We start from the raw sequence: 22,324 nt of genomic DNA, 5'->3' as shown, positions 1-22,324 counted from the left end.
AATACAGGAATAACCAAGCTTCAACTGTAAGTTAGGAATCACAGAACAGAGATTAGCATTACCACAACGTTCACCATAACCATTAATCGTTCCCTGAACCATACAGGCTCCCTCAGATACCGCAGCTAAGGCATTAGCAACCGCTGTATCTGAATCATTATGGGTATGGATTCCTAACATGGGTTGGAGGTTAGGCGGTTGAAGGTTAGCAGGTTGAAGGTTAGCAGGTTGAAGGTTAGCAGGTTGAAGGTTAGCAGGTTGAAGGTTAGCGGGTTGAAGGTTAGCGGGTTGAAGCTTAGCGGGTTGAAGCTTAGAACCTTGGCCTTTTGGCCACGCTTCGCGAACAACATTCAACCTTCCAACGTTCAACTCACTTTCAACATTCAACCTTCCAACGTTCAACTCTTTAGCTACATCTCTAACAATTTGACTAACTTGATCGGGTAGGGTACCACCGTTGGTGTCACACAGTACTAGCCATTCTGCACCCGCATCTTTAGCAGCTTTCAGGGTTTTGAGGGCATAGTCTCGATTGGCTTTATAGCCATCAAACCAGTGTTCTGCATCGTAAATCACCCGACGCCCTTGACTACGGAGGTATTCTATGGTATCCCGAATCATGGCTAGGTTTTCCTCTAGGCTAGTTTTCAGCCCTTCGGTGACATGAAGATCCCAGGATTTCCCAAAAATCGTCACCCAGCGCGTTCCTGCAGCTAAAATAGCTTGCAGCATCCGGTCTTCTGCAGCGATCATGTTTGGCCGTCGAGTTGAGCAAAAGGCTACTACTTCTGCTTGTTTGAGAGGTTCTTCTTTGAGCTTCCAGAAAAATTGCACATCTTTCGGATTTGCCCCTGGCCATCCTCCTTCAATGAAGGGAATACCTAACTCATCCAGTTGTCGAGCAATGCGTAACTTATCTTCTAGAGACAATGAAATTCCTTCACGCTGGGCACCATCCCGCAGCGTTGTATCGTAAATCCAGATGGGGTGAGAAGTTGTTGAAGTCATGGGCAGTTATAAAAGTTGACTTTATCGTAAAGAAATGTAAATTGTAGTTAAGGGTAAGCTTTGAGGGCCTAAAGCTTAGTCAGAGGACTAGACCTCTAGATATTTATAAACGCAGCTTATCTAGAACCATCAAACAATAAGAGCACCTTAGTGTATTGCCAGATTGGCTTTGTTCACAACACTAAACATAGCTGCATCTAATTGTATTAAAAAATAAGCTACAGATAAGGAGTAATCTTGAATAATGCCTAAAGTAACAGCACAAGGAAAAAGCTTTGAATGTGACCAGGGCAGTAATCTGCGCAAGGTGTTACTAGACCATGGGGTTGCCCTATACAACGGCAACGCTAAACTAATTAACTGTAGAGGATTAGGTAGCTGTGGTACCTGTGCGGTTGAGATAGACGGGGAAGTATCCGAGCCAAATTGGAAGGATAAAGCTAGGCGATCGCTTCCGCCCCATTCTCCGACGGCAAATCGCCGCTTAGCCTGTCAGACAAAGGTTTTAGGTGATGTTTGTCTTACCAAATATGATGGCTTTTGGGGGCAAGGAGATAAAACTGTCTGGACCCCAGAATCATGAAGTTGTCGATGGTGACTGGAACCTCGGCTGTAGTTAAAACCTAGGGCGTGTCGTCAGTTAAGCCAAACAACAGCAGCAGCGAGATCAATTGTGCCTAAGACATTTCTAGCAGTTTGATCGTACCGGTTGCCATGGCACGGTATTGCTTGATTTTAGGGAATAAATTCTTAAAAAGATGTTGCGCTTTGTAAAGCTGTTTATCGTACTTTCGTTGCACTCTACGGTTAGATTTTGGAGGAATTATAGCCTCACATGCCATAGATTTAAAGCGAGCCAAGACTCGCTCATCGGCCAGGGCAAGAAGTGAATGTAAACTTACAAGAAGTGAATGTAAACTTATGTGTAATTAGGTAATTGTTTTAATTTAGGACTGCTATAGTTATCAGTGAAAGCGTCAGAAAAACTGAGCAAAAATGTGAGATAGAGCAAGGATTAGGATCATACTAATCCTTGATGAACAGCGCTATTGCATAGTTATATTAATGTATTAAGAAGAATCCTTATTGATTATGGCGTTTCCCCTGCTCTAGTTATGTAACTAGGTCTTGCTTTTTGTCCAAAGTCCAATTAGATAGAAGATATGTCTAAATGACTCAAATAACTTCTAGTGGTTACTCTCCAAGTACTTTATCTGAACTCCCAGTTATCCGAACATTTCAGATGGATGGGAGTGGTATTGGCACCATACCCAATTCAGTAAATCTCTTCCGAGGCGATGTTAACCTTCCCTTGGAATTAATATCCCTTCCGGGTAGAGGCGATTTGGATGTTAAGGTCGCCATCATGTACCAGAGTAACATTCAAAATCTGGTGGATACCTGGAATTTGGAAGCACCGACAGGAATTCTGGGGTTGGGTTGGAATATGCCCTATGAAATGATCGCCATTGATAATAAAAGCACGGGTTCTACCTACGATGACCAATATTACCTCGTTTCCGGGGGAGGGGCTAATCGGCTACATCAAGACGGCGTAACTAAGGATGGTGCATGGAATTTTGAGACGGAAGACTATAAACCTTGGGATATTCGCTATTACCCAAACGAAGAAAAATGGGTGATTATCAAGGAAAATGGGGTAAAGCAGACTTATGGAGGGAATACAAGCCAACCAGCAGACAAAAATCCCTATATTCAATGGGGCGTGAAATGGGGTGGTAGGAATGGTAACTGGATTGGTAGCACTACGAATACATCAGGACAGGAACCTTTTGTACTAGCTTGGAATTTAGCAGAAATTCAAAATACTTGGGGCGAAAAGGTTACTTTTAGCTATGAAGTTGATTTAAAAGAAATTGGTATCGGTGGTTATAAATATACCCAAGCTACTTACTTAAAACAAATTACTGCTTTAGATGGGCGTACTGTTAATTTTGTCTACCAACCTAAACAGTATGATGACCAAATAAGAGAGTATCAGATTCCCCATGAAGATAGCGGACAATCAAACCGTCATGCTTATCAGGATCGGTATGAAACTAAGTTTATCGACTCCATTGAGGTGAGACAAGAGGAATCAGCATCGCTGTTATTTTCTGTTCAGTTTGATTATGAGTTGGAGAATGTTTCCTTAACTTATTTTAAGAATAATGCGGATTTCTCTAAGCGTTATCTAACAGGAATAACTCAGAAAAATGCAGAGGGAGAGTCTTTACCTGGTTATAAGTTTGAGTATTACACGAATCCAGAGGATATAAATGAGAATGTCCATCGTGGTGCATTAAAAAACATTACTTATCCTACAGGTAGTATTGCTAATTTCAATTACGACAAAAAGAATCTAATTGGAACTTCTCATAATATACCCATCTCTGGCAACGGTATTCCTCGTGTTTGGTTTGGTGGTGATTATGTTGTAGTTGCTTATTATGATGATAGTGGGAGAAATTTAGATGTCAAAGTATATAGCTGGAATGGTAACTGGATAGAGGATGATAAAAGTATCTCTAGTCAGCTAGATATTGAGAGTTTGCAGGTAGTAACTCAGAGTAATTTATTTGCGCTGAGTTTCAAGTCAAATTCTCAAATGAATGTGTATCTATTCCATCAGGAAAAGGGGCGTTTTGGTAAATGGTACTTACCCGATAGTTACTCTTTAGATTTACCTTCAAGTGATTCCTTAACACACCTTACTGCTGGTAGTAGTTTTGTTGTTGCTGCTGTGTCTGGTGCAGATGCTAATTTATGGGTTTGGAATCAGCCGAATCAGATATGGAGTCCTCCCCGTCCCCGTATACATATAAGTAAAGGTAATTATGCTTTAGCTGCTTTCGGTAATTATTTTACTATTGGTATCTATGATCCTGTTTCTAAAAGCTGTGAACTGGTGTTATATTACCAAGATGAAATTTACGGAAGATGGGATCAAAAAGAAATTGCTACGATCAGTCCAGTTGAAAAAGATGCACAAGGTAATCCCTTGCTTAATTGGAGTTTGGGTAATGACTCGGCTACAGCAACTTTTGTTAAAAGTATCGGCACCAATATTGAGTATGAAGTAGCCATCTATCAATGGGATGCTCAGTTTGAAGTCAATCCTCAACCTTTCAGCAAATCCTACAGCGTACCTCAAGATACAAAAGAACCCTTTGGTTATTCCATAACTACAGGCAGCTTAGTTGCAAATGTTGGTAATCTCTGGCGATATAATGGCAGTGACTGGATAGATAGTAATCTGAATGTTTCTAGTGGAAATGAAGCAACAAAGTTGGCTTATGGTTCTGATTTAGCGATCGCCTCAAGTTCAGATTCCAGTGATATAAAAGCTTACAATCCTTATCAAGATCAATGGGAAACCCCTGACTTAGAGGGGTCTTTGTCAACAACTACGCCCAATTGGATAACTAGACTTTACCAGACTGTTTGTAAATGGCTAAATTCTTTACTAGACAATATTTTTAGAGGTTATATCCCAACTAAAGATTTCAATCTAGATGGAATTATTAATGATTATCAACCCACTGTCAGTGGTAACTTTATCACTATTGGGGACGCAATTTTTTACAGAGATAATCAAGGAGGATTTAACAAAGATCCACACTCAATTCCACCGGAGATTAAGCCTGATAGCATAATTAACCGCGCTCCTTTTTATATTGCTTGCGAGACGAATGATGGACAGACTCAGATATTTTTGTTAAAAAATGGCAAGGTTGTTAATCCTCAATCTCTCTCAGAAAGGATTTATGTTGATAACGAAAGCAGTAAAGGCAAATCGGGAACTAATTTAGCTGGATTGAATGCTTTTGTTACTTACAAAGGGGACAATTTTGATCAAGCTTCTGAATTGAATCTCTATTATGTTTTTAATGAATCAATTCAAGGCAATGTTACTGATTTACCTGTAGTAAAAGTTACTATTAATGACGGTTATCAAGAAAGTCAGACTAGCTATGATTACGATACAGGTAATATAGTTATTAGTGCTCAAGGAATTGTTACTCAATATCCTCATGTTACGGTGATACAAGGCAGTGACAATTCACAATTAACTCCTTTTGGGAAGACTGAACATCTTTTCTTTAATGGACTTTCAGTAGAAGGTTTAGGGTTTAAGGACTTTCAAGGAAACCCTCCCTCTTACTACAGCTTCTTGCATGGTTCTCTGTATCAACAGAAAGCCTATAACTCAACAGATGATAAGTTACCTCGCCAAACTGTAACTGTGGAATATAACATAGTAACCCAAAGACAGAAATTAGGAGAGTCAAGGCCGGTTGATTTATACGGGTTTTATATTCAACAGAAACGCGAGGAAAGTATTCTCTATGACCAAGAAATTAGCACCACAGACTCAAATGGTAATGCATCAGATGTGGGAGTTAAACGAGCGGTTGAATATGAATATGACTCGGCAATGGGATTGCTAAAAACACAGACAACTTACAATTACAATAGTTTGGGTGAAAAGGAAACACTGACACAAACTTCTGTTTATGGTTGGGAAAAGTATGAGGAATTGAGACAACAAAATATCCTCACTCCTGTTGTCCAAACTGTTAGTAAAAATAATGATAAAACCACAGCGATCGCAGTTTCAACTTGGAAAGATTGGGGAGGAGGTAAATGGGGGCTATACCGAACCTATCAAGGACTTAATGAAGATGCTGTTTTTGACCAATGGGATAATTTAAGTGAACCAAATAAAACAGATTGGTTGAAGGTTTCAGAAGTAATTTATCGTACCTCAAATGGAGTAGCGCAAGATTTGATTGATGTCAATGGGGTTCACACTTCAACTCTATTAGATAACCAGCAATTTTATCCTGTTGCTCAATTTACTAATGCTACGATTGAAGAGGTAACTTATACAGGGTTTGAAGCTTACGAGAATCTCAGTGATTGGAGTATAAATCAAGGTAATATAACTGCTTTGATTGTCACCGGAGATGCTCATACAGGTGTTTCTAGTTTGCGACTTCACCCTAATTTTACTCTCAAAAAACAAGCATATCTAACCCTGAATAATACTGCTCAAACCTATATTATTTATGCTTGGATTAAAACAGAAACAGCGTTTGAAACAGATGGGGGTAAAGCCCAAGTTCAACTACAATTTTACAACGGTGATAACCCTGTAGGGCAACCTATTACTGTGCCCATTGAATCAACTGATAGCGTATGGCAATATTGGCATCATGTAATTGATACAAATAAAATTCAAGGAACACAGTTAGGACTAGAAATATCTAATCAAAAAACATCTAAATCTTTTTTAATCGATGATATTTGCTTTGTTCCTTTGATGGGTGGTTTCCAAGGGAATGTCTATGACACTAAATACAAAATCATGACAGCTAAACTTGGCAATCATGCCGACACTCTGCGCTATGTCTATGACAACTATCAGCGAATGATAGCTACTATTGGCCCAGATGAAAATGTCCGTACTTTAACAGTACCCTATTATTCCCGACAAGGGAATGACGCATTCACTGGGACAGATCCTAACAGTAGCTTGCGGATTGCTGCCAGAAATGGGGGGATTTACGATAACTTCCATGATGGACAATGGCAGGATATATGGGATGGAGATGCCAATGCGTGGAAGGTGGAAAATGAGGCTTTGGTTCACGTTGGTACGCAAACAGACCAGATAACTCTCAAAAACTCCGATGCTTACTCTAATTATGGGGTGCGAGTGCAAGTAACTCCGCCAGAAACAGTGAATCAGCCCCTTGGTATCTCCATTGGCTCACATCTGACCGTTCAATGGTCGTCCTCGGATGGGTGGCAGGTAAACGGTGATAAGATTCCATCGGCTATGAAACCTGCGGGAGATTGGGTTCTTGTTGCTATAGAGAGTGCTGTTCTTTTCTATGTTGATGGGCAACAACTATTTGCTGGCATCCTAGACCAGACGGTTTCTGGGGCGTTGAGCTTGTTCTGTGGAGATCGGGTTTCTTATCAAGATGTTGTCGTCTTCCAAGATCCGATGACCTCTATTGACTATCTCGATGGCAATGGTCGCAAGAAGCAAACCCAATTGCTAGAAGGAGTAAATTGTCTGGTTAACCAAGCTATCTATGACGAACTTGGACGTGCAGCAGTGCAGACAAAAACGGCTCAATATGAGAATACTTTGTTTGCTTTTCAGAGTAATTTTGTCACTACATTTGATTGGGAAACTGGAGTAATGGAAGGGGATGTTGCCCAGTATTACTCAGCTACAGGGGGCGGTTTCTCCGATGATGGGGGCTATCCTTATTCTCGTAAGTTGTTTGAGAACTCTCCGTTATCGCGGGTGATGGAAAGGGGTAAACCAGGGAAGGATTTTGCGATCGCAAATACAGACAATCCTGCTCTGAATCATACTTTGAGGTATGGTTATGGGATTAACGGGGAAGGGGATGTTTTTGGCGAGTTCAAGTTTCCTGGTAACGAATATCTGATCAAGACTATTACCGATCCCAATGGGGTCAAGACTTATACCCTCAAAGATCAAGCAGGCCAAATACTTGCCAAGAAAACGCTGATTGAACCGGAAACAAATGAATATATCACCCTTGCCTATGAATATGATGATGCTGGAAGGCTAGTTACCACTAAACCCCCCAACTATTACCAGCCCCCTGATGGCTCGCAACCGGAACAATGGGTATCCACCAATCAGTATGATTTCTTAGGTCGGTTGACGCAAAGTTATAATCCTGATAATAAGTCCTCACAATACATCTATGACCGAGGGGGCAAACCTCGTTTCATGCAGGATGCTAATGGAGCAGCAGCACAATCACCCTATATTCTTTATACTAAGTACGATCGCCTGAGCCGACCTGTGGAAAAGGGGTATCTAGAATATACTTGGGATGAAGCTGACCTTCAGGAGAAAGCCGAAACTCCTGATTGGCCATCAACTCCCCCTACTTGGCGAAAAAAGTATTTCTATGATGGAGATGGGGTTTCTCCTTATGCCATCGGTGCGTTAACTAAAATCTTAACCAATAATAGTGATGACGGTAAGCCAGATGTGGAGGAGACGTTTACCTATGATGTATATGGGGATGTTCTCAGCAAAACCCTCAAAGTCAATGCTTATGGGGATGAAACCTATATTACCCATTATGAATACGATAACCTGGGCAATGTCATTAAGATAACTTATCCCAATGGGACAGAAACAAGCAGTGAAAGCCCCACAGAAATCTTTTACACCTATGACCATCTCGGTTATCTCAAGGGCATTGGCACATCTCCCGATCAGCCAGAAACATTGGCAGCTTATCACTATAACGCTAATGGCAGCTTGAAAGCAGAGTTGTTGCACAATGGCAATTCTGGTCAAATCAAACGGTATTACCAGTATAATTCGCCGGGATGGGTGACTCAAATTGCTGACGATTTCTTTAACGAAACCCTTGAATATACGCCCCAAGAAAGTGACGATAACGGCTATTACAATGGCGAAATTAGTCAAATTGAACAGGCTTTCGCTTGGGAAAATGCTCCCGAAGCCTATAATTATCGGTTTGAGTACGATAATATCGACCAGTTAAAGGTTGCCCAGAATAACCAGATCGAAACGGGTAATCTCGGTGTTGGTCAACCTGTCACTTATGATCCTAATGGGAATTTCTTGGATGTTAAACGGGGTAGCGATGAGGCGCAATTCTCCTACCTTCCAGGTACGAATCAGGTCAAAAATACTGGTGGGAACGAGGATGATTTCCACTATGATGACAACGGCAATATTACTACTGCCATTAAAGGGGCTGGCGGCTTAAATAAGCCACTCTCTAAGCTTACCTATGACCCCATGACTCAACTGACCAGATCAATTGCGGTAGATGATGAAACTGTCAGTCTGGTTACCTATGCTTATGGTGGTAAGAATCAACGGGTTTTGAAACAATCTTGGCGTGGGAATTCCCCTAATACTGCCAAACTGTATATCCGGGGTATGAACTCCTATCCGTTGCTGGAGAAGATTAGGGATGTAAACAATGGGGAGTCTGAAGTTCTCTATATCTATGGACCTGGTGGTTTGCTGGCGATGGTGAAAAACCAGAAACTCTACTATGTCTTGAAGGATCACGAGGGTTCTAGTCGAGTCGTTATTGATGTTTCCGGTGATCAGCATCCAGTTGCTGCTTCCTATGACTATATGCCGTTTGGCAATCTACTGCGAACAACAGGGGATGGGCAAATTCTCAGTTATCGGTATACCGGACAGGAATACGAGCCAGAAACTGGCTTATATAATTATCGCGCACGCTTGTACGACAGCACGTTGGGGCGTTTCTATACCATTGACCCCGCAGGAGAGTTTTTCAGTCCCTATCTCTATGCAGGAAACGATCCTCTATCACATACTGATCCAACAGGAGAATCCGTTTTCAGTTTTCTAGGTGATATCACCAAATCTGTGTATCATGTTTGGTCAAAAATCAACCCTGTCGGTCATTTCGCTATAAAATTCCTGGCACCTGACCTGGATAAGTCTTTATCAACAGGAAATTTTGGTTCGTTTACAAGCTTTTTCTCAGGCTTAGGTAAGGAGGCGGTCAACTTAGGCGTTGATGCTTATAACTTTGCCAATATAATTTCTTCACCTTACAGTATGGCTTATGCCGCATACAGGATGTCTCAAGGGAAATCTGTAGGGATTCCACATCCATTCAAGATTAACAAGGATGAGCAATTTGGTGCAGGTATCGCAGAAGTAGGCTCCCTACTTATACCAGTAGGAGGAGAGGAAGAAGCAGCAGAGAGAGTTGCTGTTGGCCTGGAAGAAAGAGCTACTGCTACTGCTGAAGAAAAAGGTGCCGCAACCTTAGAAGAACGAGGTGCTGCTACCATTGCCGAAGATAACACAACCAAATGTTTTGTGGCAGGTACTGAGGTAGCGGTTGAAGATGGTTTTATAGCGATTGAAAAAATCGAGAAAGGTGATTTAGTCTGGGCTTTCAATGAAGACACGGGTGAAGTAGGATTGTATCCCGTTTTGGAAGCATTTGAGCGGACATCAAGATATATTGTTCTGCTTACCTTTGGAGAGGAGGAAATTATAACAACCCCAGAGCATCCTTTCTGGGTAAATGGAAAAGGTTGGACTCCTGCGGAAGGTCTAAAAAAAGGCGATATTTTGCTCAATAAAGCTGGGCGTAAATTAAGTCTAGACAGGATTGAAATGAAGTTAGAGCGATCGCAAGTCTTTAATTTTGAAGTAGGCGGGGCGCATACTTATTATGTAACCCAGAAACGGATTTTGGTTCATAATCCTCCATGTGGGAGGATTATAGCAAATAGACTAACAAGGCAGGCGATAAACTCTGATATTGCAAGGGAATTCCGAATGCCACCTGGAAGTCCCTCACGCGCACTTTACAACGCGAATAGAGGTTTAGCGTCTCCTTTCGATTCCCTCCCTGCTAAATTAGCCCATGAAGAATTAAGGCGTATGGGTTCTGCTGCTGATAGCACAGATCCTCAAATTCTTCGGGATTTTGTTTTTAGGGAAAAGAATCAGTTTATTCAAAACAGGCATAGGATGACATTACCGACAAGAACACTAACCTATCTTCCCGATTCTATCAGAAATCCGCTTGCCGTCTTCCACGCATGGTGGTGAAGAGGAGGGTAAATGGGAAGATTTCCTATCCGTGGACATGGATTGAACTATCAAATAAACACTGAAATAAAACAAAGGAGAATCTAAAATTATGAAAACTCACAATCAAAACCATTCGATCCGACCCCCATAACAGGAAATATCAAACCCTGATTTATTGTCCTATGGACATGGATCGAACTATCAAATAAACACTGAAATCAAACAAAGGAGAAACTTAAATCATGACAGTACCAATTGGAACGATTATGGCATATGCAGGAAAAACTGACGGAACTGCTGCAGGACAATTACAACGTCAAGGATGGCTTATCTGCGATGGGAACCAGTATCTACAGAGCAACTATCCGGAGCTAAACGGCGTAATTGGAAGTTATTATGGAGTAGCTTCAAATGCTCAATTTTTCAGGGTACCCGATTTGCGAGGTCGCTTTGTCCGAGGCGTAGATGGTACGGCAGGACGAGATCCAGATACTCATGAGCGCACTGCTTCTGGTAGAGGTGGAAATGAGGGTAATAATGTTGGTTCTGTGCAGGAGGATGAATTTAAAGCTCACAATCACAAATTCAAGAACACAACAGGCAACGGTAATCAAGACAAAAAAGATGCTAACACAACAGGCGATATCCAGAAAAGTGGGGATATAACTGCTAGCATGATGGAGGCAGGTGGAAAAGAAACCCGCCCCAAGAACATCTACGTCAATTGGATCATCAAGGCGAAGGATGTGTAGCTGATTCTTAAATTGGGAAATAGGGCGATCGCTTGTAGTGAATTGAGGGGCGATCGCTATTTTATTGAGGGCGGCGTTTGTGGTAAATTATGCACCTCAAGCCATACATACACGGTAATATTAACCTCAAGACAAAAATTTCCTGTGGTATTTCTAGACTTCCATCCCTTCCCCAATTTGGCGGTATGGGAGATCACTATTATAATTATAGATGCAGTAGATAAAGGCGATGGAATTTTATGAGTGTCGCAGAAATCAAAGAAGCAGTAATGAAACTCTCTACGGGAGAATTAACAGATCTGGTTAAATGGCTTGATGAATTCTATGAATCTCTATGGGATAAGCAAATTGAGGAAGACTTTGAATCTGGCAAGCTAGATCATCTAATTAAACAAGCAAGGCAAGAATTCAGAGAGGGAAAGTGCCAGGAAATTTAAAGCATTTCACTACTTCACAGTTTTGGGAGTACTACCGTCAGTTGCCACAGGAAATTCAAGAATTAGCAGATAAGAACTATGAATTGCTTAAGCAAGATCCCAAACATCCATCTTTGAAATTAAAAAAGATCAAAAGTTTGTGGTCGGTAAGAGTAGGTAGAAATTATAGAGCTTTAGGTTCTGATGAACCAGAGGGAGTTCTATGGTTCTGGATCGGCCCACACAGCAAGTACGATGATATCTTAAAGCAAATCTAGCTTTTGTAGTGCGATGGTTGTAGTGAATGAAAGATGCGATCGCGTTTTGGAGAATGCGTTCGCGTAGCGGCTCGTACCGAGCATCGCTTTTCTGGTGAGCATGACTGGAACTGAATCCAGCAACAGTTAAAATCTAAGAAACAGGAGTAGGACTTACGCATTTGCCCCCTAAATCCCCCAATTCTGGGGGACTTTGACATCATTACCCCCCAAAATTGGGGGGCTAGGGGGGCGCTTATCAACTTAACCGCGTAAGTCCTGAGGAGCTCATAAATGGTTGCTGTTAATCAAATTAGACAAACGTTAACCCTGGCGGAATTTTTAGAACTTCCTGAAACCAAACCTGCTAGTGAATATGTCAATGGACAAATTCAACAAAAATCTATGCCTCAAGGAAAGCACAGCATCCTTCAACGGGAATTGAGTTTTGCTTTAACACTCGCCTTAAAGCCAGAGCGAACTGCCCAGGCATTCCCCGAACTGCGGTGTACCTTTGGTGGGCGATCAATTGTCCCAGACGTTGCCGTCTTTCGTACAGAACGGATTCCTCGTGATCATGATGGCCAAGTGGCTAATTCCTTCAATCTACATCCAGATTGGACCATCGAGATCTTATCCCCCAAGCAGAGCCAAACCAAAGTCATTCGCAACATTCTCCATTGTCTCGACAATGGTACTAACATGGGGTGGTTATTGGATCCGGAAGAGTCCTTGATATTTGTCTATAGTGCCGATAAATCCGTGCAACTGTTTGAGAACTTAGAGGTGGTGTTGCCGGTGCCAGAGTTTGCCGAAGCAGTGCAGCTTAAGGTGGGTGAGATATTTGATTGGTTGAAAGAGTAAACGGATCTTGTAGGATGCGTTCGCGTAGCGGCTCGTACCGAGCATCGCTTTTCTGGTGGGGATTACTGGAACTGAATCCAGCAACAGTAAAAATCTTAAGCATTCAGCTATCAGCTATCAGCTAATGCGCTACGCGAACGCTACGGCAACAGCTATCAGCCAAAGGCCTGTGGCCACGCTACGGGAACAGTTTATGTCCATAGCACACGCTACAGCAACAGCTTTTGAATAAAATAAGCTGTTCGCGAAGCGTGAGCCTTCGGCTCACGGCTGACGGCTGACCGCTGAATGCTTACTTAAAATCTAACAAACAGGAGGTCATAAATGGTTGCTGTTAATCAAATTAGACAAACGTTGACCCTGGCGGAATTTTTAGAAATTCCTGAAACGAAACCTGCTAGTGAATATGTCAATGGAGAAATTCAACAAAAACCTATGCCTCAAGGAGAACATAGTACCTTACAAATTCGTCTTGGTACAGCGATAAATGACGTTGTTTTATCGAAAAAAATCGCCCATGCTTTCCCTGAATTAAGATGTACTTTTGGGGGACGTTCTATTGTTCCAGATATTACAGTATTTAGTTGGGATCGTATTCCGAAAACAGAAAAAGGAAGAATTGCCAAGAAATTTGAGCTTTATCATGATTGGGTAATCGAAATTCTTTCTCCTGAACAATCTGCGAATAAAGTGATAAAAAAAATTCTGTTTTGTCTGAACCAAGGAACAGAATTAGGCTGGTTAATTGATCCTGAAGATGAATCAGTGATGATCTTTAAACCGAATCAATTGCCAGAAATCAAATCATATCAAGAAATTTTACCTGTACTAGATAGTCTTAAAGATTGGCAATTATCCGTTGCCGAAATGTTTAGTTGGTTAAGTGTTAACTAATTTTTGGTTGGCTTTTATTTTTTCCATTTATCGGCCATAAGTCATGGATTGAGAGTAATCACAATGACTAATGACCAATGACCAATTACCCAAGCTTGAAAAGAGCAATGCTACCGGAATGGATATGATATCCCAGTTGAGCAATTATCCCTGTGGCTCGATGCCTGCTGCTCTTAGCTGCGCTGCCAATTTCTCGGCTCGCTGCCGTTCCTGTTCAGCTCGTTGCCGTTCCTGCTCAGCTCGCTGCCGTTCCTGTTGAGCTCGTTGCTGTTCCTCGATCACCAACTCCGAACCCCACAGCAACAGTTCTCCTGGCTGATCCCACCAACGTAACCAGTAACCAGTTCCGTTTTCCTTAGTTCCTTGCCAGATACCCAGAAATAAGCTGATTTCATCAATCCAGTAACGGTTATTACCATCGGGTGGTTGGAGTTGATAACGTCCTGAATCATCTAACCGATAGACTTCTATTACTCCAGTGTCTGGCTCAAAAATGACATAGTTGGGAACCTGTAACACTTGCTCGTAGTAAAACCACTTGCCCGGAGGATAGGTTGGCTTGTTGGAATACTCCCCACCTTCAGTATCACAGAGAAATTCCATGACAATAGCAGGAATATCCCCTTGAAGTGTTGGGGTATAACTGCGTTTCACTTCTTCTCTGGGCACCCGAATCGATGGCACATATCCCCAATCTGGGGCTTTTACCGCGATTTTGCCATTCAAAGTGGCACAGATGCCATAATTGGTAGTAGTCAGGGCATTAGCTGGTAGTTTGCCAGCAATTTCCAAACTTTGTGTCAGAGCAGCAGCCAGGGATGGTTGATTGATATTATCCACTGGTTCGTCATCTAGAACGAAATCATCAGGTAACTTTTCCCAGGTAACTTCGTAAGTAGCTGTGCTAGCTATCATAATTCGTTCCTCTCCGAGCCTGCTCTTATCATGATAGTCAGGCAATTCTAGAGAATCATGGGTGATGGTTTGGCCATTGGCATTTTCTGCACTAGCACTTTTGCGATCGCTAGCTAGAATTTGCCAGTATTGAGTGTTTCGGCTCTCCCCATCTCCCCAAAGCGCCCCCATTCACAATTTAAATGGCTAACAGTTTACTTGACTCGACCCCGGAATCGGATAAACCCATAGGAATTCGGTGGCTCTCCTGGTGCAGTAGCTTGGGGCACATCTCCGACTTCGACAACCACTACTCCATTTTGGTTGATCGCTACATTACATCCTGCGGGCACTGAGGTTCCCGGTGAGTAATAGCGACCGCGATCGCTATCGGGGATATTAGTCAGATAGATGTTCGGCTCAGCTAAACCACTGGTGGCTAAGGGATTGGTACTCTCGAACAAGGCAATCCCGACATCACTAGCTGGGAAACCAGCCGCTTGGTTGAAGGCGTCGGCAATAAAGCTAGTTTCTGCCGGAACTCGGTCACAGATACGCAGGCTCTTGGCGTAATTGCTGCCATTGGAAAGGAAGTACACAGTATGGTAGTGATAAATAAGTAGTGATACAACATTGCATTTACCTTAAATAAGGCATTTTTAATGGAAAAATATAGCAATTTGAATATCAGGTTATTAGTAATAATTATCTAAACTCTAATAAATACTGGGTGCATCTCAGTGTCTTGATGCAGTCGCTCATGGGGGAAACCACGGCAATAGCGAGTGGGGGAGACCCCCAAGACCGCGCTGCCTCCCCAAGACCGCTTAGGTGCGCTTGACCCGTAATTAAATTCGCCACGGGTCGCACCTCTGCATCGCTTTTGCAATTAGGCAAAAATTCGGGCGAAAATTCCCGCGCCCGGGCCCCACACTTCCCATCTTTTTTACAAATATGAGATGCACCATAAATACTAGCAGAAGCTTGTTTACCCGCAGACTAGCTACTTTGTATAGACAAGTGTGATCTGTTTTTTCAGTGCATCAAAAGTTGGACTGATTGCTGCCTGTGATCAGAACTTGCTTTTGCAACGTAGGAAAGACAACAAAAAGCTCAACTCGAACACCAACGAGCTGAACAACTCCCAGAACGGTTACGACAGCTGGGCATTAATCCCGATCAAATTTAATACCGAGTTGCATTCAAACAGAGTAGATTGGTTGGATAGGGAGATAGGGAGATAGGGAGATAGGGAGATAGGGAGATTGGCGGAAGAGAAAGTTGTACGTTTGACCGCAACTTGGTATAATATAGGGTGTTGCTAACGCGCAAAAATTCTTCTCGTTATCTGTTGTCAGCTTGGGTTAATGTTAAATGCAGCCTTACTGTTGACTTCTGACTGGAAGAATGACTTTCTCATCCTTAACTGTTTCCCTCAAACCCGAAATCACCCTCACCTCTGTTGACAGCAATATTCTGCTCCAATCTTCAAGCCGTAAGCTGACATTTCATCAACCGGAACCGGGATTAAAAACTGCTCTAGATGCTCTCAAACAGGGAACCCACACCGCCGGGCAACTTCAAACCTTAGTCCTAGAAACCGACGGCACACAAGTCCGGGAAAAGTTCGATGCTTACCTGAATCGTCTGATCGAACTGGGCTGGATCTGTCACGCCATCCCCCCCTCATCCCCTGAGCTTTCTCCCCTTGCGATCGCTATCCCCATGGTAGGGGATTATTACTTCGATTGTCCTGAGATTGATTGGGATGCGTTCGCATTTACCCTGTCTCGCTTCGCCTATCTCCATCAAGTCGAAGGGGAAATGGTATTAGAGTCTCCCCTTACCAAAGGTAAGATTAAATTTTCAGACTGGCGGGGTCCTGGGTTAGTGAGTCAGTTATCTCAACCCCAAACCGCTGCCAGCTTGAGTCAGGAAATTCCGGGAATTACTGAAGAGATTGCCCAACAGTTTCTCAGTTTACTGTTTGCGGCCCAGATGTTGTCTGCATCCTTTGCTAGTCCTCTTGAAGAAGATGAAGAGGTTGAGAGCGAAGAAGCAACTCCACCCTTAGTGTTTTGGGAATTTCACGATTTACTGTTCCATTCCCGCAGTCGCCTCGGTAGACATAATAATCCCTTGGGTGGCATATTTCCCTATGTCGGTAAAATTGACCCCTTGCCTGGGGTGAAGCCATTGATGACCGATGTGGTGATTCCCTTGGCAAAACCCAACTTAGAGGAACTCAATCAAAGCGATATGCCCTTGAGTCAGGCACTGGAAACTCGCCGTTCGATCCGGCGATATGACGAAACCCCGATCACCCTTGAACAATTGGGGCAGTTTCTCTATCGTTGCGCCAGGGTGAAAAAACTCTTCGATACAGAACGGGGAGAGGTCAGTAACCGTCCCTATCCTGGTGGGGGTGCGATTTATGAATTGGAAATTTATCCCGTGGTTAACTCTTGTCAAGGATTAGAACAGGGACTCTATCACTATCACCCCTTAGACCATGTGTTGTGTCAAGTCTCAGCATGGACCGCAGAAACGGAAGCATTAGTTCAGGATGTTTGGTTTGCCAGCGCTCAACATGATCAGCCCCAGGTTGTATTCGTGATTACCGCCCGGTTTGGACGAATGTTTTGGAAATATCAATCCATGGCCTATGCAGCGATTTTAAAACACGTTGGAGTTATGTATCAAACCTTCTATCTGGTTGCCACCAGTATGAATTTAGCCCCCTGCGGTATCGGAGCAGGTAATTCTGATCTATTTCAAAAAGCCACTGGAATTGACTACTATGAAGAGTCTTCTGTCGGGGAATTTATGTTAGCTTCTGTTCCAGTCAAACCTTAATAACTATAGCATTTCGATTTGAGCTGAACCGAGGGAATAGCTTGTAGGGTGGGCAAAAACAGTTTGGTTTTTTTGAGTATTCTAGATTATAGAACTTTGCCCACCCTACTATAGCCCTGGACTATTGGGAATAGCTTGTAGGGTGGGCAAAAACAGTTTGGTTTTTTTGAGTATTCTAGATTATAGAACTTTGCCCACCCTACTATAGCCCTGGACTATAGCATTTCGATTTGAGCTGAACCGAGGGAATAGCTTGTAGGGTGGGCAAAAACAGTTTGGTTTTTTTGAGTATTCTAGATTATAGAACTTTGCCCACCCTACTATAGCCCTGGACTATTGGGAATAGCTTGTAGGGTGGGCAAAAACAGTTTGGTTTTTTTGAGTATTCTAGATTATAGAACTTTGCCCACCCTACTATAGCCCTGGACTATAGCATTTCGATTTGAGGTATGAACATACTTTCTTAGGGAAAGGCAAGAGGCAAGAGGTAAGAGGCAAGAGGCAAGAGGTCATCAAGAAGCTTTTAGGGTGGTCAAAAACAGTTTGGTTTTTTTGAGTATTCCAGATTCTAGCGTTTCTCGCAGTTATGAGGTACAGTTTTATTTGAGGCTGATTCCTTTAAAACCCTCTTGAATATTGCCTTTTGCCCTCAACATTCAGCAGTCAGCGGTCAGCAGTCAGCGGTCAGCTATAATGCCTAATGCTTAAAATAAACATCGAACAGGATAATTTAATATTTCGAGATTTGACAGAATTGAAAGTTTGGGGATTTGCCCATCTAAGCATATGCTGATAGCTGATAGCTTACCTTTTGCCTTTTGCCTTTTGCCTTTTGCCTTTTGCCTTTTGCCTTTTGCCTTTTGCCTTTTGCCTTAAAAAGATAAAAGATAAGATTTGTCCTCAAACGTCGCTAAAAATTGCTATATATAACTCTGCCCATTCTACTTTAATTGATATTTTTTTTACACGCAAGTGCCTAAATATTAAGTTTTGTGGCTATATCAGTCTTCTATACCACTGGACATAGTATGTTAACCAATGGCTTAACAATCCAAAATTAGTTTGGGATTCAATGTCTGAAATTGCTAAAATCCCAGGAATACAGGGACTTTGGGAAAAAACCAAAGGGGACTCCCAAGTTGTTGTTGCAGTTCTAGATGGGGTTGTTGACCAGGCTCATCCTTGTTTTGATGGGGCTAGGCTAAAGCGGTTGCCAACGTTAGTTCAGGGAGAGGCACACCCGAGGGGGAGGATGTCGAGCCATGGGACTCATGTTGCCAGTCTGATTTTGGGTCAGCATGGTTCTCCTGTGCAGGGGATTGCCCCGAACTGCCAGGGGTTAGTCATACCTGTGTTCGCCGATGAAGGTCGCCGCCTCTCCCAACTGGATTTGTCTCGTGCCATTGAACAGGCCGTTAATGCCGGAGCGCATATTATCAATATCAGCGGCGGACAACTGACTGACTATGGTGAAGCAGAGGACTGGCTCCAACAGGCTGTCGGTCTGTGCCGAGACAATAATGTATTAATTGTGGCGGCTGCGGGCAATGACGGGTGTGAGTGTTTACACGTTCCCGCTGCCCTTCCGGCTGTCCTAGCAGTTGGAGCCACGGATGGCCAGGGACAACCCCTAGAACTGAGTAATTGGGGTCAAACCTATCAAAACCAAGGGATTCTGGCTCCGGGAGAGAATATTCTAGGAGCTAAACCCGGAGGTGGTACAGTCAGACTCAGTGGCACCAGCTTTGCCACCCCCATTGTCAGTGGAGTTGCGGCACTTTTGCTCAGTCTGCAACGGCAACGGGGTGAAGAACCTGACCCCCAAAAAGTTCGTACTGCCTTGCTAAAAACAGCCCTACCCTGTAACCTACCGGAAAACGATCAGCGTCCTCGTTGTTTGGTGGGTGAGGTTAATATTGCTGGGGCGTTTACTGATTTAACAGGAGAAACCATGTCTGAATCTGAAGAACTCTCAACCGTTGAAGCATCGGGCTGTGGCTGTGACGGAACGCCAGAAACTAGCCCCCAACTGGCACTCAGTGCTGAGGTGACTTCAGCCGTTGATCCCACAGAAGCTCAACCTGCCGTTGCGGCCTCCTCAACTGAGACAGCGGTAGCCCCTGCACAACCCACTGATGTTGCTGTTATTGCTTCTGAACCTCAATCTACACAAGCCCCGGTCACCGCGACCTCTGTATCAACTTCATCTGTATCCACATCAAATCACCAGATCTCTGCAATGTCCAACACTACTGCAAATGCAATTACCCCCAGCCAGCCCGTTCAAGCCAGTGGTGGCGATATAATTTATGTGATCGGAACCCTGGGTTACGACTTTGGAACCGAAGCACGGCGCGACTCCTTCAAACAGTTGATGCCACCTTATGAGATTGAAGGCACTCAGGTGCCAGCAAATCCCTATGATGCCCGTCAGATGGTGGACTATCTGGAGGCAAATCTGTCGGAAGCCAAGTCCTTAATTTGGACGCTGAATATGGAGTTGACTCCAATTTACGCCCTCGAACCTTCGGGGTCCTTTGCCAGAGATGTCTATGCTGCATTTCAGGAATTGCTCTCTGGGGAAGTACAAGCAGAAGATTCTGAGGAATACATTGAACGGGTAAGTATCCCTGGACGGTTAACGGGAAGAACCGTAAAACTGTTCTCTGGGCAAGTTGTTCCAGTGGTTGAACCGGTAAGTCCTCGTGGCATCTACGGTTGGAGGGTGAATACGCTGGTTTCTTCTGCTTTGGAAGCGGTACGGGGTCAGCAGGCAGAGGCAGATGATGAGCAAATGCGGAAAAGCCTCAGCAGTTTTCTCAACCGGGTTTACTATGATCTGCGTAACTTAGGACAAACTTCTCAAGACCGGGCGCTGAATTTTGCGGCAACAAACGCTTTCCAAGCAGCTCAAACTTTCTCTGAAGCAGTAGCAGCTGGAATGGAATTAGATAGTATTGTAGTGCAGCGCAGTCCTTTCTGTCGGATGGATAGTGATTGTTGGGATGTGCAGTTGAAATTCTTTGACCCAGAAAACAACCGTCGAGCTAAGAAAGTCTTCCGCTTTACCATTGATGTTAGTGATTTAATTCCTGTGACTTTAGGCGAAGTTCGCTCTTGGTCTTCTCCTTATTAAGGACCTATGAAATCGAGATAAGGAAATCAAACAATTTCCTTATCTATATTGGAGGGAATCGGGAATCGGGAATCGGGAATAGGCAATAGGCAATAGGCAATAGGCAATAGGCAATAGGCAATAGGGAATAGGGAGCAGGGGGTAATAATTGACGAAAACAGTATTATAAAAATACTAATCCTGGGCTGAAATCTTGCACCAGTACAAAAAAAACTTAATAACGGAAGCGATAACAATCAATTTCAGTACTGAAAGCGATGCAGTCGGTAAAACGGGGTTTCTCCCACTCGCCCTTTGCATCAAGAGAGAGTAAAATCTTAATCACTGTTCCCTGTTCCCCGTTCCCTGTTCCCTACTTTTACAGGTAAATTTTAAACTTGGTGCAAGATCGGAGTTCAAAACTGATCCGTTTCCCGTGGTCCGGTGGCACCCCCTTGATTAAGGAATAAGTTACCGGTTGCATCGTTTTGATAGATACAGCGGATTTCTGGTGAACCTTCAAGGACACCAGTGAAACCAAAAGTATTCATCCGATTTTTGCATTCCCGGACCTGTTCCGATGAGATCAGCCTCCTCTGTTCCAAAATTGACCAGTTATTCCGACGTAAAACACACCCAGGTCGCATCTTGGGCTGGGTCACATACACATTAAAGGGATTGAGAGTCACGAAAACTTGCATATCCGTCACCATCGCACTGGCACCATACTGAATACAAAGCTCTGGATTTGGCGCGCTGCGGTCAATCACTTCACGGGAGGCAACATTTTCTGGATTGAGAGTGGCACCAGAGCTAAAAGCAATACCAACCCCAAGTCCCAAGACAAAAACCCCACCAAGAATCGCTAAGGTTGTGTAATTAAGTTCAGGCATCCCATTAGAACTGTTGGATTCACGTTTCATTGGATTGAATTAACGTTTGAATTAACGTTTAAAATTTGCTTGGTCAAGATTTCCTGGGAGTAGTTGCTACTTGCCCCCTTCTTTCAGTATGCCAGGTACGCCAAGATTAATCCGGAGATGGGGAGATGGGGAGCTGGGGAGATGGGGAGATGGGGAGCTGGGGAGATGGGGAGATGGGGAGTTCTCACAGGGGTAGGTTTTTACATTTGGGTCGGGAGTCGGGAATTGGGAATCGGGAATCGGGAATCGGGAATCGGGAAAAGCTGGAAATGGGGAGAATTATCCCGTAATTGTGTATTTTGATACAGATTTTTAGGAATTTCTACGTAATCAAAGTACATAATTGCCCCTTTGTAAAAAACCTACCCTTGTAAGGATGGGGAGTTGGGGAGCTGGGGAGATGGGGAGATGGGAAACATGTTTATAGCGTTTATCATACTGACAAGGTACAGTAAATTGTTGTCTTACCCCGACTCCCGACTCCCGACTCCCGACTCCCGACTCCCGACTCCCGACTCCCGATCACCAATTGCTGCTTTCAACAATACATCTGCTCCAAATCGCACAGCATCGGTACAAGGTAAGCCAGTCTCTGTTTGTACCTGTTCAATGGCCGACCGGGCAGCTTGATCATCCAAGTGGCCAGTATTAAGTGCGATCGCAATCACCTTTACCTGACCAAATGCCCCACCAGCACTAGCAACGGTCTCG

The 22,324-nt window shown here is 43.5% G+C and carries 18 protein-coding genes and 1 pseudogene; 11 read left to right on the top strand and 8 right to left on the bottom strand.

The genetic code is table 11. The annotated features are described in order from the left end of the window. Nucleotides 1-1,008, bottom strand: a pseudogene (locus F6K57_RS24840) (citramalate synthase); the annotation flags it as partial. Between the two features lie 244 nt (nucleotides 1,009-1,252). Here F6K57_RS24840 and F6K57_RS24835 point away from each other — a divergent pair. After that, nucleotides 1,253-1,591: a 2Fe-2S iron-sulfur cluster-binding protein gene (locus F6K57_RS24835; protein WP_293022465.1), complete on the top strand. Its 339-nt coding sequence runs from the start codon at nucleotides 1,253-1,255 to the stop codon at nucleotides 1,589-1,591. A gap of 94 nt (nucleotides 1,592-1,685) precedes the next feature. Here F6K57_RS24835 and F6K57_RS24830 read toward each other — a convergent pair whose 3' ends face one another. Further along, nucleotides 1,686-1,850, bottom strand: a complete 165-nt coding sequence (locus F6K57_RS24830) for a hypothetical protein (protein ID WP_293022468.1) — start codon at nucleotides 1,848-1,850, stop codon at nucleotides 1,686-1,688. Nucleotides 1,851-2,179: 329 nt separating this feature from the next. Between F6K57_RS24830 and F6K57_RS24825 the strand changes: the two genes are divergently transcribed. From F6K57_RS24825 to F6K57_RS24810, 4 genes are all read left to right on the top strand, one after another. Beyond that, on the top strand, nucleotides 2,180-10,660 hold the full coding sequence (locus tag F6K57_RS24825) for a polymorphic toxin-type HINT domain-containing protein (RefSeq protein WP_293071317.1): 8,481 nt from the start codon (nucleotides 2,180-2,182) through the stop codon (nucleotides 10,658-10,660). Nucleotides 10,661-10,884: 224 nt separating this feature from the next. After that, nucleotides 10,885-11,394 (top strand): phage tail protein, encoded by a 510-nt coding sequence (locus tag F6K57_RS24820; RefSeq protein WP_293022473.1) that lies wholly within the window; start codon nucleotides 10,885-10,887, stop codon nucleotides 11,392-11,394. A gap of 239 nt (nucleotides 11,395-11,633) precedes the next feature. Continuing rightward, the gene (locus F6K57_RS24815) at nucleotides 11,634-11,831 is read left to right on the top strand and encodes a hypothetical protein (protein ID WP_293022475.1); all 198 of its coding nucleotides are present in this window, start codon (nucleotides 11,634-11,636) and stop codon (nucleotides 11,829-11,831) included. Beyond that, nucleotides 11,816-12,088: a hypothetical protein gene (locus tag F6K57_RS24810; RefSeq protein WP_293022477.1), complete on the top strand. Its 273-nt coding sequence runs from the start codon at nucleotides 11,816-11,818 to the stop codon at nucleotides 12,086-12,088. The genes F6K57_RS24815 and F6K57_RS24810 overlap by 16 nt, the downstream gene beginning before the upstream one ends. Here F6K57_RS24810 and F6K57_RS24805 read toward each other — a convergent pair. Beyond that, a complete protein-coding gene (locus tag F6K57_RS24805) occupies nucleotides 12,074-12,211 on the bottom strand; it encodes a hypothetical protein (protein ID WP_293022479.1) in 138 nt (45 codons plus the stop codon). The two genes, F6K57_RS24810 and F6K57_RS24805, sit on opposite strands and share 15 nt — an antisense overlap. Before the next feature lie 150 nt (nucleotides 12,212-12,361). Here F6K57_RS24805 and F6K57_RS24800 point away from each other — a divergent pair, with 150 nt between their 5' ends. From F6K57_RS24800 to F6K57_RS24790, 3 genes are all read left to right on the top strand, one after another. Continuing rightward, a complete protein-coding gene (locus tag F6K57_RS24800; protein WP_293071316.1) occupies nucleotides 12,362-12,931 on the top strand; it encodes a Uma2 family endonuclease in 570 nt (189 codons plus the stop codon). Between the two features lie 55 nt (nucleotides 12,932-12,986). Continuing rightward, nucleotides 12,987-13,163 carry a hypothetical protein gene (locus F6K57_RS24795; protein WP_293071315.1) on the top strand — a complete coding sequence of 59 codons (177 nt, stop codon included), beginning with the start codon at nucleotides 12,987-12,989 and terminating at the stop codon, nucleotides 13,161-13,163. A gap of 92 nt (nucleotides 13,164-13,255) precedes the next feature. Beyond that, the gene (locus F6K57_RS24790; RefSeq protein WP_293071314.1) at nucleotides 13,256-13,825 is read left to right on the top strand and encodes a Uma2 family endonuclease; all 570 of its coding nucleotides are present in this window, start codon (nucleotides 13,256-13,258) and stop codon (nucleotides 13,823-13,825) included. Nucleotides 13,826-13,969: 144 nt separating this feature from the next. On the opposite strand, the gene F6K57_RS24785 is transcribed toward F6K57_RS24790, so the two are convergent. Next, nucleotides 13,970-14,740 (bottom strand): Uma2 family endonuclease, encoded by a 771-nt coding sequence (locus tag F6K57_RS24785; RefSeq protein ID WP_293022529.1) that lies wholly within the window; start codon nucleotides 14,738-14,740, stop codon nucleotides 13,970-13,972. A 194-nt stretch (nucleotides 14,741-14,934) separates the two neighbouring features. Further along, nucleotides 14,935-15,318, bottom strand: coding sequence for a hypothetical protein (locus tag F6K57_RS24780; protein WP_293022490.1), 384 nt, complete (start codon nucleotides 15,316-15,318; stop codon nucleotides 14,935-14,937). An 808-nt stretch (nucleotides 15,319-16,126) separates the two neighbouring features. Here F6K57_RS24780 and F6K57_RS24775 point away from each other — a divergent pair. Beyond that, nucleotides 16,127-17,575, top strand: coding sequence for a SagB family peptide dehydrogenase (locus F6K57_RS24775; RefSeq protein ID WP_293071313.1), 1,449 nt, complete (start codon nucleotides 16,127-16,129; stop codon nucleotides 17,573-17,575). 1,072 nt (nucleotides 17,576-18,647) lie between these two features. Continuing rightward, complete coding sequence (locus F6K57_RS24770) at nucleotides 18,648-20,711, top strand: PatA/PatG family cyanobactin maturation protease (RefSeq protein WP_293071312.1); 2,064 nt, start codon at nucleotides 18,648-18,650, stop codon at nucleotides 20,709-20,711. 26 nt (nucleotides 20,712-20,737) lie between these two features. Here F6K57_RS24770 and F6K57_RS24765 read toward each other — a convergent pair whose 3' ends face one another. Then, nucleotides 20,738-20,947, bottom strand: coding sequence for a hypothetical protein (locus tag F6K57_RS24765; RefSeq protein WP_293022497.1), 210 nt, complete (start codon nucleotides 20,945-20,947; stop codon nucleotides 20,738-20,740). A gap of 159 nt (nucleotides 20,948-21,106) precedes the next feature. Further along, complete coding sequence (locus F6K57_RS24760; RefSeq protein WP_293071311.1) at nucleotides 21,107-21,613, bottom strand: DUF3172 domain-containing protein; 507 nt, start codon at nucleotides 21,611-21,613, stop codon at nucleotides 21,107-21,109. Nucleotides 21,614-21,730: 117 nt separating this feature from the next. Between F6K57_RS24760 and F6K57_RS24755 the strand changes: the two genes are divergently transcribed. Continuing rightward, complete coding sequence (locus F6K57_RS24755; RefSeq protein WP_293071310.1) at nucleotides 21,731-21,916, top strand: hypothetical protein; 186 nt, start codon at nucleotides 21,731-21,733, stop codon at nucleotides 21,914-21,916. Nucleotides 21,917-22,077: 161 nt separating this feature from the next. Here F6K57_RS24755 and F6K57_RS24750 read toward each other — a convergent pair. Then, a partial coding sequence (locus F6K57_RS24750; RefSeq protein WP_293071309.1) for a DUF1611 domain-containing protein occupies nucleotides 22,078-22,324 on the bottom strand: 247 nt, incomplete at its 5' end.

The sequence above is a fragment of the Moorena sp. SIO4A5 genome, from assembly GCF_010672005.1.
In the GTDB taxonomy this organism is placed as follows: domain Bacteria; phylum Cyanobacteriota; class Cyanobacteriia; order Cyanobacteriales; family Coleofasciculaceae; genus Moorena.
Note: the sequence above shows the minus strand (reverse complement) of the source record. Positions and strands in the feature narration are given on the sequence as shown.